General features: G+C 46.9%; 21 protein-coding genes. 3 read left to right on the top strand and 18 right to left on the bottom strand.

Annotated elements, in window-relative coordinates; genetic code table 11:
* Window positions 1-13: 13 nt before the first annotated feature.
* From dnaG to ccpN, 3 genes are read right to left on the bottom strand one after another with little or no spacing between them, the layout of a single operon-like run.
* Complete coding sequence (gene dnaG / locus C792_RS0107410; RefSeq protein WP_017548832.1) at window positions 14-1759, bottom strand: DNA primase; 1746 nt, start codon at window positions 1757-1759, stop codon at window positions 14-16.
* A gap of 6 nt (window positions 1760-1765) precedes the next feature.
* Window positions 1766-2590, bottom strand: a complete 825-nt coding sequence (locus tag C792_RS0107405) for a pyruvate, water dikinase regulatory protein (RefSeq protein ID WP_017548831.1) — start codon at window positions 2588-2590, stop codon at window positions 1766-1768.
* Between the two features lie 12 nt (window positions 2591-2602).
* A complete protein-coding gene (gene ccpN, locus C792_RS0107400) occupies window positions 2603-3220 on the bottom strand; it encodes a transcriptional regulator CcpN (RefSeq protein ID WP_017548830.1) in 618 nt (205 codons plus the stop codon).
* A 307-nt stretch (window positions 3221-3527) separates the two neighbouring features.
* Between ccpN and C792_RS0107395 the strand changes: the two genes are divergently transcribed.
* On the top strand, window positions 3528-4904 hold the full coding sequence (locus tag C792_RS0107395; RefSeq protein ID WP_017548829.1) for a glycine--tRNA ligase: 1377 nt from the start codon (window positions 3528-3530) through the stop codon (window positions 4902-4904).
* A 39-nt stretch (window positions 4905-4943) separates the two neighbouring features.
* Here C792_RS0107395 and recO read toward each other — a convergent pair whose 3' ends face one another.
* From recO to C792_RS0107315, 14 genes are all read right to left on the bottom strand, one after another.
* A complete protein-coding gene (gene recO, locus C792_RS0107390; RefSeq protein ID WP_017548828.1) occupies window positions 4944-5687 on the bottom strand; it encodes a DNA repair protein RecO in 744 nt (247 codons plus the stop codon).
* A gap of 8 nt (window positions 5688-5695) precedes the next feature.
* The gene (gene era / locus C792_RS0107385; protein WP_017548827.1) at window positions 5696-6604 is read right to left on the bottom strand and encodes a GTPase Era; all 909 of its coding nucleotides are present in this window, start codon (window positions 6602-6604) and stop codon (window positions 5696-5698) included.
* Window positions 6601-7008 carry a cytidine deaminase gene (gene cdd / locus C792_RS0107380; protein ID WP_017548826.1) on the bottom strand — a complete coding sequence of 136 codons (408 nt, stop codon included), beginning with the start codon at window positions 7006-7008 and terminating at the stop codon, window positions 6601-6603. The genes era and cdd overlap by 4 nt, the downstream gene beginning before the upstream one ends.
* Before the next feature lie 22 nt (window positions 7009-7030).
* Window positions 7031-7381, bottom strand: a complete 351-nt coding sequence (locus C792_RS0107375; protein WP_017548825.1) for a diacylglycerol kinase family protein — start codon at window positions 7379-7381, stop codon at window positions 7031-7033.
* Window position 7382: 1 nt separating this feature from the next.
* Window positions 7383-7847 carry an rRNA maturation RNase YbeY gene (ybeY, locus tag C792_RS0107370; RefSeq protein ID WP_017548824.1) on the bottom strand — a complete coding sequence of 155 codons (465 nt, stop codon included), beginning with the start codon at window positions 7845-7847 and terminating at the stop codon, window positions 7383-7385.
* A gap of 1 nt (window position 7848) precedes the next feature.
* A complete protein-coding gene (locus C792_RS0107365; protein WP_017548823.1) occupies window positions 7849-8796 on the bottom strand; it encodes a PhoH family protein in 948 nt (315 codons plus the stop codon).
* A gap of 98 nt (window positions 8797-8894) precedes the next feature.
* The gene (locus C792_RS0107360; RefSeq protein WP_017548822.1) at window positions 8895-9242 is read right to left on the bottom strand and encodes a hypothetical protein; all 348 of its coding nucleotides are present in this window, start codon (window positions 9240-9242) and stop codon (window positions 8895-8897) included.
* 27 nt (window positions 9243-9269) lie between these two features.
* Entirely contained in the window at window positions 9270-10010 is a 741-nt protein-coding gene (locus C792_RS0107355) for an SDR family NAD(P)-dependent oxidoreductase (RefSeq protein WP_017548821.1), read from the bottom strand.
* 221 nt (window positions 10011-10231) lie between these two features.
* The gene (locus C792_RS0107345; protein WP_017548820.1) at window positions 10232-10576 is read right to left on the bottom strand and encodes a carboxymuconolactone decarboxylase family protein; all 345 of its coding nucleotides are present in this window, start codon (window positions 10574-10576) and stop codon (window positions 10232-10234) included.
* Between the two features lie 43 nt (window positions 10577-10619).
* Window positions 10620-11012, bottom strand: coding sequence for a cytidine deaminase family protein (locus tag C792_RS0107340; RefSeq protein ID WP_017548819.1), 393 nt, complete (start codon window positions 11010-11012; stop codon window positions 10620-10622).
* A 98-nt stretch (window positions 11013-11110) separates the two neighbouring features.
* On the bottom strand, window positions 11111-11317 hold the full coding sequence (locus C792_RS0107335; protein ID WP_017548818.1) for a hypothetical protein: 207 nt from the start codon (window positions 11315-11317) through the stop codon (window positions 11111-11113).
* Entirely contained in the window at window positions 11310-11624 is a 315-nt protein-coding gene (locus tag C792_RS0107330) for a TIGR04104 family putative zinc finger protein (protein ID WP_017548817.1), read from the bottom strand. The genes C792_RS0107335 and C792_RS0107330 overlap by 8 nt, the downstream gene beginning before the upstream one ends.
* Before the next feature lie 242 nt (window positions 11625-11866).
* Window positions 11867-14050: a DNA topoisomerase III gene (locus tag C792_RS0107320; protein ID WP_017548815.1), complete on the bottom strand. Its 2184-nt coding sequence runs from the start codon at window positions 14048-14050 to the stop codon at window positions 11867-11869.
* An 87-nt stretch (window positions 14051-14137) separates the two neighbouring features.
* Entirely contained in the window at window positions 14138-14410 is a 273-nt protein-coding gene (locus C792_RS0107315) for a GNAT family N-acetyltransferase (RefSeq protein WP_017548814.1), read from the bottom strand.
* A gap of 185 nt (window positions 14411-14595) precedes the next feature.
* On the opposite strand from C792_RS0107315, the gene C792_RS0107310 reads away from it, so the two are divergent.
* Window positions 14596-15171: a tetratricopeptide repeat protein gene (locus C792_RS0107310; RefSeq protein WP_017548813.1), complete on the top strand. Its 576-nt coding sequence runs from the start codon at window positions 14596-14598 to the stop codon at window positions 15169-15171.
* Between the two features lie 36 nt (window positions 15172-15207).
* Here C792_RS0107310 and C792_RS0107305 read toward each other — a convergent pair whose 3' ends face one another.
* On the bottom strand, window positions 15208-16386 hold the full coding sequence (locus C792_RS0107305; protein ID WP_017548812.1) for a M20 metallopeptidase family protein: 1179 nt from the start codon (window positions 16384-16386) through the stop codon (window positions 15208-15210).
* 134 nt (window positions 16387-16520) lie between these two features.
* On the opposite strand from C792_RS0107305, the gene C792_RS0107300 reads away from it, so the two are divergent.
* Window positions 16521-17012, top strand: a complete 492-nt coding sequence (locus C792_RS0107300; protein ID WP_017548811.1) for a small multi-drug export protein — start codon at window positions 16521-16523, stop codon at window positions 17010-17012.
* Window positions 17013-17068 lie beyond the last annotated feature (56 nt).

The raw sequence follows: 17068 nt of genomic DNA, 5'->3' as shown, positions 1-17068 counted from the left end.
TAAGACTTTGCACTCACCTTTTGTAACGCATGTTCAGGTCGTTCAGCTTTTGAGCCAACCTTGCCTGGAGTTCTATGTCGTTGTCATTTTCTGCTTCCTGAAGCTGTATATAAAGGGACTGTTTTTCTTTCTCACTATTCCTAATACCACTTAGGTCTTTGAGATAATCATTGATTTCTTCCCTTGTGACGTCCTCATGGATGAGAATATTATCCAGCTCAACGACAGTGCTGAACAGTCTTCCATCAATATATTGGCTAAATGATGATATATCAAATGAATCCTGCTTGTCAAAATATGCGCACAACCCTTTAAATATAACATAATAATCAGGAGTGGTTAATACTTCTTCATCAATATCATTCTGAAATTCCCTGAACAATTCCCTGTCTTCCACCATGGCACGAAGAAAGTACCTCTCCTTACGCTCCCGGAGCGGGAGCTGTCTTCCGGCAGGAGCTGTCCGGGCAGATGTGGTGCCGGATGCTGCAGGCACTTTGCTTTCAATGGATCTTTTATCGATTTTGTAAATATCGGATATATGCTGCAGCAGCTTTTCGCGTGTCACTTCATCTTTGACAAATTTCAGATGGTCGGCCAGTACGTTCAGGTTGTTGGAAAATGCCATATCATTGTTAAGGCTTTCCTCGAGAAGCTGATCAGCTTTGAAGTGAATATAGTGTTTCCTCTCATTTTTCACAAGGGCTTCGAACACGTCTGCCCCCCGCTTTTCGATGAACTCATCCGGATCCTGGCCTTTTGGTATGGAGATCACATATACATTGGCACCCGACTTCAGCAGTTGCTCACCGAGTGAAATCTGGGCATTCTGTCCCGCTTCATCGCCGTCGAACATGAACGTGATGTTCGATGCGAGGCGGTTCAGTGTACGGATGTTTTCCTCGCTGAGTGCGGTTCCCATCAGACCGATAATATTCCGGACATTTGTCATCTTTACCTTGACAACATCCAGATGGCCTTCCATCAGTATGACTTCATCCTGTTTCCGTATATCCTTGCGCGCATCACTCAGATTATACAGAAGCTGCCGTTTTTGGAATATCGGCGTCTCAGGTGTGTTGAGGTATTTCGGCTCCCTGCCGTCAAGGCTGCGGGCAGTATAGCCAACGATATACCCATGATGGTTGCGGATCGGTATCATGATCCTGCCACTGAATCTGTCATAATATGAGAAGTTCTCTTCATTACGTGAAATCAGTCCCGCCTGATAGGCAAGTTCCATGGAATATCCTTTTTCAGAGAGGGCATTCTTTGTGAAGTCGCGCATGTCCGGGGCAATGCCTATCTTCTCTTTGCGTATGATGTCGGCTGAGAAACCGCGGCCGGTCAGATAATCCAATGCCTGCTGCCCTTCGTTTGTATGCATGAGTATATGATGATACAAATCCGTGAGATATTCGTGCATGCGAATAAGCTGCATGTCACTGTCGGGTTCCTGAGTCTCCCCGGCTTCTATTTCTATGCCAAGCGGTTTCCCGAGCTTCCTCACGGCTTCGGCAAAGGACTTATTCTCAATTTCCATATAGAACTGGAAGACATTGCCGCCTTTTTTACATCCGAAACAGTGGCATATCTGCTTGTCCGGGCTGACTGAAAACGACGGTGTCTTTTCGTCATGGAACGGACAGAGACCGACATAATTCCGTCCGCGTTTCTCCAGTTTTATATAACTGGAAACCAGTTCAGTAATGTCGGTCCCTCTTTTCACTTTTTCTACCGTCTCTTCAGAGATCCTCAAGTCTCATCATCCTTTAACATCTATTCGGCCGTCGACATATTTCATGATCTCATTCGCCGTCTCCTCGATTGCCATCTCGGATACATCGATTACAGGACAGCCGATTTTCGATATGATTTCATTGAAATAATCGAGTTCTTCCTGGATTCTCCTGTCATTGGCATAGCTGGCCGTATCCTTAAGCCCAAGTTGGGTGAGACGCTCTTTCCTGATCTTGTTCAAGGTCTGCGGATTGATCTTGAGACCCACACATTTTTTCGGATCGACACCGTATAGTTCTTTCGGTGGTACGACTTCCGGCACCAGCGGTACATTCATCACCTTATACTTTTTCAGCGCCAGGAACTGCGACAGCGGTGTTTTGGAAGTCCTGGATACGCCGATGAGGACGATATCCGCCTTGCCCAGACCGCCAGCATCTTTGCCGTCATCATATTTTACGGCGAATTCTATTGCTTCGATTTTCTTGAAGTAGTCTTCATCGAGCTTATGGACACGCCCCGGTTCATAATAGGGCTGTTCTTCCGTCTTGCCTTCCAGAACGCTCATCAAAGGCCCCATGATGTCTACGGAAGGGACCTCTTCCCTCTTCAACTCCTGCTGTATATACCGGCGGAGTTCCGGGGTGATGATTGTGAAAACGACAATCGCATTCTTACTTTTCGCAAGATCGACGACATCATCCACATGCTCCTCGGTTTCTATATAAGGATATCTGATCAGCACTTCGCCTGATTCATCAATGTTGAACTGTGACAGGCAGGCCTTTGCAACCAGTTCCCCTGTTTCACCGACGGAATCTGATGCTATGATCACTTTCAATTTAGTCATTCGAACACTTCCTTATTCCATGAGATTGACAAATACACGTGCAATATTCGTTTTGGTTATCCGTCCTATGACGCGCTCCACCCCGTCCTGGTTTTCCACCACAGGCAGGGAATCGATCTGCTTTTCAATAAGCTGGTTCGCCGCATATATCAACAGGTCATTTGGGTAGCATATGGTTATGCTCGGTTTACGGGTCATGATGACACTGACCGGTGTTTTTTCTATATCATTGCCGCCCATCGTTCCCCTGAGCAAGTCTTTTCGGGAAATCACGCCTGCCAATCCATTCTCCTCATCAATTGCATACAGCGTCCCCACATCTTCCAGGAACATCTTGACGATGGCTTCGTAAATGGATGTATCTTTCTTGATCAGGATGGGGACACTCTGGACGTCACGTACGATGATATTTCTTATCTTGGAGCTCATAACTTCTTCAGATTCTTTACCCGTATAAAAATAGCCCACCCTGGGCCTTGCATCCAGATACCCGGACATTGTGAGAATGGCCAGGTCGGGGCGCAGTGTGGCTCTAGTCAGAGACAGCTGCTCTGCAATTTTACTCCCGGTGATCGGTCCGTGCTGCTTCACAATTTTAAGTATTTTTTCCTGTCTATCGTTCAATTCCATGCCATCACTCCCAACACACTAATTATAATACATTCAGGGCAATAAAGAAATATAAGCAAATGTTTGCAGAACAATCCATCTCCGGCTATAATAGTATTGAAGCGAGTTAAGGATGGTGTGAGCTTAACACATTAAATGGCATAGATGATGGAAACAAACGATATATAAAAGCGGAGTGTATACACTAATTGGGGTGGAACCGCGGGCTTAGCTCGTCCCCGGATGACAATCGACTATTGTTGTCCGGGGACTTTTTGTGTTTTCTCCATCTGCCCTCCCATCCAAAAATCAAAAGGAGCCGATTCACATGGAAATGGATACAATTGTAAACTTAGCGAAGACCAGGGGTTTTGTGTTCCCTGGAAGTGAAATCTATGGTGGTCTTGCAAACACCTGGGACTACGGTCCGCTTGGTGTGGAACTGAAAAACAACGTCAAACAGGCATGGTGGAAAAAATTCATCCAGGAGTCGCCATACAACGTGGGACTTGATGCCGCAATCCTCATGAACCCCAAAACGTGGGAGGCATCCGGCCACCTTGGCAACTTCAACGATCCAATGATCGACTGCAAGGAGTGTAAGTCACGTCACCGGGCTGATAAGATCATCGAGGATGTGATGCAGAAAGAGGACGATACTTTTGTAGCGGACGGACTGAGCTTCGATGAAATGAAACGCATCATCGACGAGCGCGATATCAGATGCCCGAACTGTGGTGCGCACAATTATACGGACATCCGCCAGTTCAACCTGATGTTCAAGACATTCCAGGGGGTCACGGAGTCATCTACAAATGAGTTGTTCCTGCGTCCTGAAACGGCACAGGGCATTTTCGTCAATTATAAGAATGCACAGCGTACAATGCGCAAGAAGCTTCCTTTCGGCATCGGTCAGGTGGGTAAATCTTTCCGTAACGAGATCACACCGGGTAACTTCACTTTCAGAACCCGTGAATTCGACCAGATGGAACTGGAGTTCTTCTGTAAACCGGGTACTGAAATCGAATGGCAGAACTACTGGAAGGATTTCGCAGAGAAATGGCTTGCCGATCTGAACATGAAAACCGAGAACACAAGACTTCGCGATCATGATGATGAAGAACTCAGCCACTACTCAAACGCGACTACGGACATCGAATATAAATTCCCATTCGGCTGGGGCGAACTATGGGGCATCGCAAGCCGTACAGACTACGATTTGCGCCAGCATATGGAGCACTCCGGGGAAGACTTCAGGTATCACGATCAGGAAACCGGTGAAAAGTACATCCCATACTGCATTGAGCCGTCACTCGGACTCGACCGTGTAACTCTCGCCTTCCTGTGTGATGCATATGAAGAAGAAATGCTTGAGGGCGGAGAATCCAGAACCGTACTGCGCTTCCATCCGCAGATTGCACCGTTCAAAGCAGCTGTACTGCCGCTTTCCAAAAAACTTAGCGGAGATGCGATTAAAGTCTATGAGAAAATCGCTGGTGACTTCAACGTTGAATTCGATGAATCACAATCCATCGGCAAGCGTTACAGAAGACAGGACGAAATCGGAACACCATACTGCATCACTTTCGATTTTGATTCACTCGAAGACAACAAAGTGACGGTACGTGACCGTGACACAATGGAACAGACACGCATCGACATCGATGAAGTAAACAGTTTCCTCAAAGACAAAATGAATTACTGATGTGACTATAAAAAGCGTGGTGCCTGAGGCACCACGCTTTTAGTATGACTGCAGCAATCTTCTCGACTTGAAATAGACCCCTGTATACTCGTCGTAAATCAGCTCTGCAAATTTCAGCAGCTTTCCTGCATTCTCTTCGGTGATGCTTATGGAATCAACATTGCCGACAGCGACATGTTTCAGAAAACCGGCCAGATAAAGGACACGGCTGCTGATGGGTACAGACCGTTCCCCTGCTTCATCATCCATGCATCCTGCACAGATTACACTGTGATACTTGAAGGAATAATTGTGGAATTCACTATAGTCCCTTGAACCGCATATCGCACACTCTGTGACATTCATCTCTCCACCGTAATACGGCAGCATCTTGATTGCACAAAAGGCGACAACTCCGGCCGGCTGGCTGCCTTCCTCCAAAAGAGTAAGCGATTTGATGAGCAGCCGGTAGAAGCTCTCCTGGAGGACATCTTCCTCGAGTGCCCTGATGATGAGTTCAAGGACGTATGAAGCATGGCTGTAAATATCAAAATCACCATTCACTTTTTTGAAGCTTAGGACTTCATCCACTTCGTTCAACGTCCCCATTCCTCTGAACCTGCTGTACGTAAAGAGGAATTCCTTGATCCCCTGGCGCAGTACGATGAAGGGACTGTTGGTTTTATTGAAACCACGCACCATCAATGGGACCTGTCTGCCTTCCTCTGTCAATATAGTGATGATCCGGCTCGATTCACTGTAGTTCGTCTGCCGGATCATCACACCTTTTTGCTGGTATATCATTGATTTATCTAATACTCCTCGTCTTTATAGCCAAGTGAACGGATGAACTGTGTTTTGTTGCGCCAGTCTTTTTGCACTTTGACCCAGACTTCCAGGAATACTTTACTGCCCAGGAGATTTTCTATATCAGCCCGTGCGAGCTTACCAATTTCCTTCAGCATTTTACCGTTTTTACCGATGACCATGCCTTTTTGTGAGTTCCTTTCCACATAAATCGTTGCGCCGACATGGACCGTCCCTCTTTCATCAGCTTTCATCCTGTCGATTTCGACACCGATGGCATGCGGGATTTCCTGGCTTGTCAGATGGAGTGCTTTCTCGCGGATAAGTTCGCTTACGATGAAGTGTTCAGGATGATCCGTGATCCTGTCCGCCGGATAATACATCGGGCCATCCGGGAGATATCCCTCAATCACTTCAAGCAGTTTTTCAATATTATTGCCCTGCAGCGCTGAAATCGGCACGATATCATTGAATTCAAGCTTATCCTTATACACCTCGATCTGCTGGATCAGCTTATCCGGATGAACAAGGTCAATTTTGTTCATCACGAGTACGATTGGTGTTCTCGTATTTTGAAGCATGTCGATGATGAATTCGTCACCACGTCCGAGCTCCTCTGAAACATTTACGAGAAACAGGATCACTTCGGTTTCACGGAGAGTGTTCCTCGCAACTTTCATCATGTGTTCCCCGAGCTGGTGCTTTGGTTTATGGATTCCCGGCGTATCGATGAAAATCATCTGGGAATCGTCAGTAGTGTAGACCCCCTGTATTTTATTTCTTGTAGTCTGAGGCTTGTCGGACATGATGGCAATCTTCTGTCCGAGCACCTTGTTCATGAACGTTGATTTTCCTACGTTGGGCCGTCCGATGATACTTACAAACCCCGACCTGAATTCTTTTTCATCCATCATTCAAAATCCTTTCCTGAAAAGCCAAGCGGAAGCAGTTCATCCACAGTCCGTCTGATGACATCACCTGACCTGTTTGTCATATATACCGGCATTTCATCATGGCACAGTTCTTTCATGACCTGTCTGCAGACACCGCACGGACTCGCCGGTTCGTTCGCATCGGTGACGATGACAATGGCCTTGAATCTTGTAGTATTGTTCGAATAGGCGCTGACGAGTGCACTCCTCTCCGCGCAGATTGTTGCCGGGTAGGCTGCATTCTCAATATTCGCGCCATAAATGTATTCATCATCCTCCGTAATCAGGAGTGCACCTACATTGAATCTGGAATAGGGGGTATATGCCCGGGACTGGGCCTCCTGCACCTCTTTGATCCATTCCTCCTTGAAAATACCATCATTCATATCATTTCTCTCCATTCTCCATCTAAAATATATAAGGGATGAAAATAATCAGACCGACAACCACTGCATAAATGCATGACAGCAGTACGGCTGCAGCGGATACATCCTTTGCCGCTTTCGCATATTCATGATAATCCCCGGTCACAAGATCGACTGTGTATTCGACACCCGTGTTCATCACTTCGGTGACAAGCACTGCGAATATTGCACTGATGATGATGAGCCACTCAACCTTTTCAAGGCTAAAAAACAGCCCAAGCAAAATTACCAGGACTGTGACAACCATGTGCGAGAGGACATGCATATCTTTCTTCAGCATGGTTTTAAGCCCCATGAAGGCAAATTTGAAACGTCTGAATAACCGGTTTACCATATTATACCTCTCTGGACACACCGAATGCATCTAAAATTTCATTTTGCAGAGCATTCATTTCACGTTCATCATCATCTTCCATATGATCATAGCCGAGCAGATGGAGAAATCCGTGCAGGGAGAGGAATAAAAGCTCGCGTCTGTATGAATGGCCGTAATCCTCTGCCTGCTCCCCCGCCCGCTTCGTGCAGACGATGATGTCCCCCAGGGTGCGCAGTGCATCTTCATGGATCAGATTGTCTTCCTCGTCCTCAAGCGCGAAACTTATGACATCAGTCACCTGGTCCTTATCCCTGTAATTGCTGTTGATTTCCTTTATCTCAACTTCATCTACAAACGAGATGCTGACTTCAGCATCCTCTTCCTGTTTCAGATGACTGTAGGCAAAGCTGAGAAGTTTACGGATCTCTTCCTGCTGTGCGGCCGATGTATGATTTTCATCATCTATGAAATCTACTGTAACCATATTACTGCTCCTTCTCGTAAGCTTTGATAATTTTTGACACAAGTGGATGGCGCACGACGTCGGATTCATCCATTTTGTTGACTGCTATGCCTTTGACACTGCTGAGCAATTTTACAGATTCCACGAGTCCGCTCTTGGTCGCCCCCGGCAGGTCGATCTGAGTTTCATCACCTGTCACGACCATCTTTGAGCCAAAGCCAAGACGGGTCAGGAACATTTTCATCTGCATTTCCGTCGTATTCTGGGCTTCGTCCAGTATGACGAACGCCTCGTTCAGTGTCCGCCCCCGCATATAGGCAAGAGGCGCAACCTCTATCACACCCCGCTCGATCAGACGGTCGGTCTGTTCAACACCGAGAACTGTATGGAGACCGTCGTAGAGCGGACGCAGATATGGATCGACCTTCTCCTTCAGATCGCCCGGCAGGAAACCGAGATTCTCACCCGCTTCTACAGCCGGCCGAGTCAGTACAATGCGTTTTACATCATTTTCACGCAGCATCTGACATGCAAATACCACTGCCAGGAAAGTCTTTCCCGTACCGGCCGGACCAATACCGAAAGTCAGATCATTCTTTTTAATATTTTCAATATAGAGCCTTTGCCCTGTTGTTTTTGCCCGGATGCCTTTACCTTTTATATCCCGTGCAATTTCCTCATTATAGAGATCGGCAAGGTACTCGATTGTACCCTTCCTTGCCATCATCGCAGCAGACTGTACGTCACGGAGGTTGACCGTCATGCCCCGCTGGATGATTTTCAGAAGATTGATCAGCACATCCTCTGCAAGTTCAACGTTCGCATCATCTCCACCACTTACAGTGATCTCATTGCCGAGCGTATGGATGGTGACACCGAACTCCTCCTCCAGGTAGGTAATATGCTGATCATTGGCACCAATCAGTGCCTGTGCCTCATCAAGGCTGTCTATACTAATGATATTAGGCATTCGTAAACCCCTTTTTGTTAGTCTCTTTCAATCTAAATTTACCACTAAGCACCAGCCTCTGCAATGAATTACTACAATGAAAAAGTTGATGGATGCCATCAGCCAGATGCTTTCTGAAAAATATTTACACGCTGTATCACATTCTTTCCCGCACTCTTGAAAGTGACGAAAACGCCCACTTCAAGAAAGTCCCTGCCCTGGAAATGAAGCGTGCATTCCATTGCTGCATCCTTGCCGTGGGTAATGATACTGTTCATAGTTATCTTCTCAATATCGTCGGGAATCCCGGGCAATTGCACTTCCTTCGTCACAGCTCCCTCCAGAAATGGGGCATCCTCCTCAAGCACGGCTGCAACGGCTTCGACGAGAAAATATTTCCTCGGTGCATTGCCGCATCCGGCCGGATATTCAATGACAACGCCATGTTCTGTCTTGATCGTTTCCATATCATTCCCCCTTTTTGATATTTCCACTCATCTTCCCACAGTCCATCCTCCGTCTGCCTTTATGGAAGCACCCTGCACATAAGCAGAGTCATCAGAAGCTAAAAATACAGCGACTGCAGCGATTTCCTCCGGCTGGCCCGCCCTTCCTGCAGGAATATCATTGAGACGTTCATCTTCGACACCTTCAACCATCGGAGTGGTTATAAAACCGGGTGCAATCAGGTTGGCTTTAATGCCTTTTCCACCAAAATCATATGCCAGCTGTTTGGTAAAGCCTTCAATTGCATGCTTGCTTGTGACATAAGCTGCACCTCCGGCACCGGCTACGAATGTTGACTGCGAACCGATATTGATGATAGTTCCCCTGCCTTTATCAAGCATGACAGGCAGGACTTCCCTCACGGAAAGAAAGGCGCCTTTGACGTTCACTTCCATCAATTTATCATATAGTTCCTCATCCATCTCGATGACATTTTTATATCCGTCATGTATACCTGCCCCATTATAGAGGATATCGATTGTACCGAACCTTTCGATCATGCGGGCGGCACCATTTCTAACATCTTCCAATTTCGTCGTGTCCAGCTGTAGGAAGATGGCTTCACCGCCTTCTTCTTTTATCTCATCCACGATGTGCGCACCATCCGTTTCATCCCTGCCGGCTACTGCCACTTTCGCATCTTCAAGAGCAAATGCTTTTGCAACTGCCTCTCCTATACCGGAAGTACCGCCAATTACGAGTGCAGTCATCCCGTCTAATTTTCCCATGTATAAAACTCCTTTCTGTCATTACATGATATCTCTACCCATTTTCATCTCGAGCATAAACGGATTGGAAGGTTTTATGGGGACAGGATAAGGAATTACAGTAATGAATGATGCCATAATACTTATGAAGGATATTTTATATGGCATTGAAGCACGGGGATGACAGAGAACATGCAGATGCAAGAAACACGGATTCCAAAATTACGGAACCCGTGTTTCTCTCATGAGTCTCTGGATTCATCAAACGCCTGCAGCGCTTTTCCTCCGTAGACACTGCCGGGGCCGCCGCCCATGACGATGGCGACGCCGGCAATTTCTGCTATCTCTTCACGTGAAGCGCCAAGCTTGATGAGCTTGTTGACGTGATTGCCGATACACCCTTCACATTTATCTGCAATGGCATATGTCAAAGCAGCAAATTCTTTCGTCTTTTCATCCAGTGCTCCTGCCCTGTATGCTGAGTCCTGCAGAGTCTTGAAGCTTTTCATCGTCTCCGGAATCGTTTTCTGCAGTCTTTTGGTATTTCCCTGTGCCACCGTATTGATGTTTTTGAAATTGTCTGCCATGATAATCTCCCTTTCTGTATCTCCTGTAATAGTACTATATCAGCTAGATGAAATATTTTGTATCCCAGCGCTCGGGCAGCAGTTCATTCAGTTCTACTGTCCGGTTATGGGGCAGGCCTATCTCACAATGATAATTATCCTCTCCCACCTGGTTGATCAGTTCCCTGCACCGTCCACATGGCGGTAATACTTCGCCGGTTTCATAGACAGCTATGATCTTATCAATTTTATATTCCCCGTCTGTCACCATGGAAGCGATTGCTGAATGTTCCGCACAAAACCCGATTGACGACGGCAGATCGAGGGCTACACCCGTGTATATATTCCCCCTGTCTGTAACCAGAGCCGCAGCCACATGACCCATCTTGCCGTTCCGCGATGTTCTGACGGTATAAAGTCGGGCCTTCGCTGTTTCGTAGAGTTCCTCCATATCCATAAGTCTGCACCTCTCATCAATGTTACTGTCCAGTCATAGTTTACCCTAAAAATCCCTTTTCAAAATAAATAAACCATCCGGGCAGGATGGTTTAGGAACTATTCTCTGTTACTGTCAATCTCTTCCTTCCTCTTCTGTATCTCAGCTTTAGGCAGCGTCCGGTAATTCTGCATTACTGCAGACAGCCCGAGCAGTACTACGATCAGCTGCGCCCACCAGGCCGTATCAATGACCAGATTGGAAAGAATGAGATAGAGAAACAGTATCACTGCGAGTATTATTATATTGCGCTTCGCCTTACCCATAGTGGCTGTTTCTCCATGTCTCCTCCTCGCACGCGAGCTCCAGTGTGAAGAGGTGTATGAATGTCAAAGCAATGAATGCTGCAGAAAAAATCACGGCAATTATCGGGAATGAAAAGTCGAAGAATGCAGGTATCAGCAAAAGAAGCGGAATGACGAGTGTCGCCAGCATGCTTCTCTGCCTGTAATCTTTAGACAAGTATTGTGTCTTGCTGCAGTGCGGGCAGTCCATTCCAATCTCGAGTGTAATGTATCTTTTCAAAATGGCATTCACCGGCCACACATGTTCACAGTTTTTGCATTTAACCAAAGTTTTCTCTCCTTAAAATAAGCGTCTACTTTGTCTACTATAAAAGTTTTGTAAATAGGAAGTATAACACATACAATCCGGCTATGAATATAGCGGTTGTCCAAATATACAGTATGATCCTGCTGAATTCTTTCCTGTCTCGGGCCAGGTAGATGAATGCTGTCATAATGATTGGAAACATAAGGACCATGAATATGACCATGAATACAATACTCATACCATCTGCTCCTTCAGTATTGCACCTATTTATCCAGATTCAGGGCTTTGAGCTGTTCTGCGAGGGCATTATTGATTGGTTCCTCTTCTTCCTGATCTTTAAGATATTTATTGACCGTTCGTTTATCCACTTTGCCTCTGCCCTCTTTTTTGCGGCGGGCTTCAAATGCTGAAAGCTTTTCCCGGTAGCCGCATCTGCATGTGAATATCTGGCCGTCCCCTTCGCCGCTCAGAGTCATTTTCTTTTTACACTTCGGACATCTTGCATTTGTCGTCTTCGCTACATTTTTGCGGTGCCCGCATTCCCGGTCCTGGCACACAAGCATTTTGCCCCGCTTTCCGTTCACTTCGAGAAGCGGTTTTCCGCAGTCCGGGCATGTTTTACCAGAAATGTTGTCATGTTTATATTTTTTTTCGCTGTTTTTAATTTCCGCAGTGATTTTTTTCGTATGTGTTTTCATCTCTTCGATGAAAACATCTTTCCCCAGATTGCCCCGGGCAATATCCTCGAGTTTCTGCTCCCATATCGCGGTTGTAGCAGGGGACTTCAGGGCCTCAGGCACCAGTTCCAGAAGCTGCCTGCCTTTGGAAGTGATGCTGATCTGCTGTCCCCGGCGTTCCACCATGAATGAATTGAAAAGTTTGTCTATGATATCTGCACGTGTCGCCACGGTGCCGAGGCCGCCCGTCGACTGGAGCGTCTCCTTGAGTTTGCGGTCATGGACTTCCATATATTTTGCCGGGTTCTCCATCGCTGACAGAAGCGTCGCCTCTGTGAACCTTGCAGGCGGTTTCGTCTGCCCGGAAGTCCGTGTGACATTCCGCACTTCAAGCTTATCACCGTGATTTAAATCCGGCAGGCGCTGATCCGGTACTTCATTCTCTTCACCATCATCATACTTGTTTGCATAAACTTCCTTCCAGCCATTTTTCCTGACTGTTTTGCCGCGCGCTGTAAATGATTCCGCACCCATCGCCGCAGTAACTGTCAGCTGTTCATATTCATGTGCAGGCAGAAGGACGGCAAGGAACCTTTTGACGATAAGGTCATAGATCCTCCTCTCCCGTTCACTGAAGTCCGAAGGATGGACGTGATTTTCCGTCGGGATTATGGCATGGTGGTCACTGACCTTTTTATCATCGACAAATGAATTGTTAGCCTGGATCTTATTTCTCAGGATTTTCGTCGCCGCACTTCTGTACTCGCCTATGCCGCAAGCCTTGAGCCGTTCGGGTATGGTGGAGACGATATCACTGGACAGGTATCTGGAGTCCGTCCTTGGATACGTCACCACTTTGTGCCTTTCATAGAGACTCTGCATCACATTCAGTGTTTCTTTGGCAGAAAGGCCGAACTGTCTGTTTGCATCCCGCTGCAGTTCCGTCAGGTCATACAGTAACGGGGCATGGGTCCGCTTCGTTTTCTTCATTACATCCGTCACCTGCATGTGTTCATTGCCTATTTTTCGGATGATGGAGTCGATGTTCTCACCGTCAAAACTGCGGCTGGCGCCCTTCTCGTCCTGCCATGTGAACCTGATTGAGCCGGTGGAGGCTTCCATGCCGTAATAGGTCTTTGCTTTAAAGTTTCTGATTTCATTTTCCCGCTGTTCAATCATTGCAAGTGTCGGTGTCTGGACACGTCCGCAATTGAGCTGGGCATTGAACTTTGTAGTCAATGCCCTTGAAGCGTTGAGCCCGATATACCAGTCTGCTTCTGAGCGGGCGACTGCCGCCTTGTACAGGTTCTCATAATCCCTGCCCGGCTTCAGTCGTTCGAAACCTTCTTTAATGGCCTTATCCGTAACGGAAGAAATCCACAGTCGTTCAATCGGTTTATGGACTTTCGCCTTATCGACAATCCATCTTGCAACCAATTCGCCTTCCCTGCCCGCATCGGTGGCGACGATGATTCTGTCTACATCTTTGCGGATGAGCTGTGATTTTACTGCATTGAACTGCTTACCTGATTTTTTGATGACCGTCAGCTTCAATGGTTCCGGGAGCATGGGCAGATCTTCAAGTTTCCACTGTTTATACTTTTTATCGTAGCTTTCCGGGTCTGCCAGTGTTACCAGATGGCCGAGTGCCCATGTCACTATGTACTTATCCCCTTCAAGGTATCCATTCCCTTTTTTATGACACTTCAGCACGCCTGCAATATCACGTGCGACCGAAGGTTTTTCAGCCAATACTACACTTTTCGCCAATATTATCATCCTTTCGCATACCCTGACAGTATACACCATTTATACTACGGAGAAAATGCCGGGTAATGACAGGCCCGGCATTGCTGGTTATTTGAGAAGCTGTCTGTAATCATCATCTTTTTCCATAACACTTCTGGCAAAAGGACATTCCGCCTTTATCTTCTTATCTTCCTGGCGGGCAAAGTCGACCATCGTATCCACAAGTCTTTTTCCCGCTCCCTGTCCACTCAGGCCGTCTTTCACTTCCGTGTGTTTGATGACATAGTCCCCTTTATCATCAGTATCAAAAATAAGTTCACCTTCCGGGTTGAGCTCGTCTTCGCCGATGAAGAATTTATTATCACCTTTTTTGATATTCAAGTCGCTTCCTCCCTCATAATGTGCATTATCATTACTGGTCTATTTACCTAATGCGTATGTTTCAAACATCCAGACCCAGCTGCATATTGTTACCGCTTTCCCCATTATTGAGTTAGTGGTATGCTATACGTGTAAAAAGTTAACAGTCATGGAGGGTCACATTAAAAACAGAGGGGATGATATGGATGAATCATTCGATGGAGAAAATAGTTGATGATGTATTTCAGCATACTTATTATGACCCGGGTCAGAATCTGCGGGAACAGGTATACGATGATGAAAAAGTACTGGATATCATATTCAATCTCGAGGAACAGATGGAGCAGGATCAGCTGTCAGTAGAGGAGAAACTGTTCGCAACCAATTCATTGGGTAACCTTTACAGAATAATAAACAAGCCGGATGAGTCCATCCATTATCATTCAGAGAACCTGCGTCTGCTGTCAGATAATGAACGCAGGCAGGTGAAATCCTTCATAAACCTCGCTGTAAGCTATATATATGCCAATGAATACAAAAAGGCACTGTTGTGCTTCGAAAAAGCTGAGACCATCATCAACAGGCATGGTTATGACCGATACACAGGAGCTCTGGAATATCAGCGCGGGAAATGCTATATGGAAATGCGGCATTACAACTGGGCGAGAGCAGCTTTTGATGACGCCCGATCACTGGCAATTCAAAATAGCGATCCGGTGCTGGCCGGATCCGCAAGTAAAGCCCTGGAATACTGCGATGATAAAATCAACGCCCAGGTATGACAATCCCGTCCCGTATCTGCGGGACGGGTTCTATTTTCATTCAGCCTCATTCAATGTGTTCAGAGTATCAATGGCCGCCTGGCTCATTACGCTCACTCCGTAATGGATGGCGTCTTCATTGAATCTGAATGCAGGATTGTGAAGCGGCTTCTGCCCTTCTCCGACCGAACTGCCCAGCCAATAGTAGACACCGGGATACTTTTGCAGGAATCTGCTGAAATCTTCACCTGCGAGACTTGGATTCACTCTGGGTAGTGCGTCCTCTCCGTATAATGTGCGCACAGTCTCATAGAGCCTGTCTGCCCATTTTTCAGTATTCACTGTGGCGGGGTATCCGTCATCAAATTGTATCTCCACTTCGGCATCCATCGCCCCGGTCACCTTTTCAACAATTTCAAAGAAGCGTTTTTTTGCAAGCTGTTTCATCGTGTCTGACTGCGTACGGATGGTTCCCTCTATTTCGACCGACTCCGCAATGACATTATGTTTTGTACCACCTTCAAAACGGCCGACAGTCACGACTGCCGGTTCCATGGGATCGGCATTCCTGCTTACAATTGTCTGGAGAGATGAAACGACCTGGTTAGCAACGATGATTGCATCCACGGTGTCATGAGGCATGGATGCATGTCCACCGGAACCCTTTATCTTCAGGAAAAATTTATCCGAGTTGCCCATGATCGGACCGGACATCACCCCAAATTTCCCCACTTCGAGCCCCGGCCATACATGCTGTCCAATCAGGACGTCAGGTGTATAGTCTTCAAATACACCATCATCCATCATCCTTTGGGAGCCTCCCACAGGGGACAGCTCTTCGGCAGGCTGGAAGATAAGCAATACAGTTCCATGTATTTCGTCAATGCGTCCCTGGAGTACACGTGCAGTCGCAATCAGCATCGAAGTATGGGCGTCATGCCCACATGCATGCATGACGCCGGGGTTTTCCGAACTGAAATCCTCTCCCGACATTTCATCGATCGGCAACGCATCAATATCCGCTCTGAGGCCCACTGTCCTGCCCGGGTGTTCCCCTTCTATGATTCCGAGTATGCCTGTACCGGCAAACCCGTCTTTATAAGGAATACCCAGCTTCTCCAGCTGGGCGCGTATACGCCTGGATGTTCCCTGCTCCATGGTGCTGAGTTCCGGGTTTCTGTGCAGTATTCTTCTGAAGTCTATTGCATCGTCAATGATTTCTCTTGATATGTCCATATTCCATCACCCTGATTTTAGAATTTTCAATAAGTATATCATTTTTCAAATAAGACTGCATTGCTGCCAACATCATTTTTCTTATGCGTGGTATTCGTTTATAATTTAATTATATTTGAAATACTGGAGGTACTATGAACATCTCATTGCTGATCGCCTATATCATCGTATTCATCCTTTCCGCCGTTCCGCTTCTCGAAGCATTCATTGTCGTTCCGATCGGCATCGTCGGCGGCATGAATTTCTTCATGACCAATATCATCGGTATTGCCGGCAACCTCCTGACCCTCCTTATCCTCATCACCATGATGGACCGGAGTAAAAAATGGTATCTGCACAAGCGTGAAAAGGCAGGAAAAGACAAGAGCAGGAAAAGTGAGCGGGCGGAAAGTATTTTCCGGAAATTCGGTCTGCCCGGCCTGGCATTCATCGGTCCGTTCTTCGTGGGCAGCCATTTCACTGCGCTCATGGCAGTCATCCTTGGCGGCTCCCGGAAGGCGACATTCTGGTGGGTGACTCTCAGCGTCACAGTATCCACTGTCACAATTTCCATACTCTTATATTACGGGATCGATATAATCGGGCTCGGTGACAGACAGTTCCTGAAAGATGTACTGGATCAGTAAACAGACGAAAAACCGGACCGGCATTTGCCGGTCCGGTTTTCATGTTGGTCCAGTTT

Origin of the sequence: Salinicoccus carnicancri Crm, from assembly GCF_000330705.1 — a bacterium.
GTDB lineage: Bacteria > Bacillota > Bacilli > Staphylococcales > Salinicoccaceae > Salinicoccus > Salinicoccus carnicancri.
The sequence above is the reverse complement of the archived record's forward strand: the minus strand, read 5'-3'. Positions and strand labels throughout refer to the sequence as shown.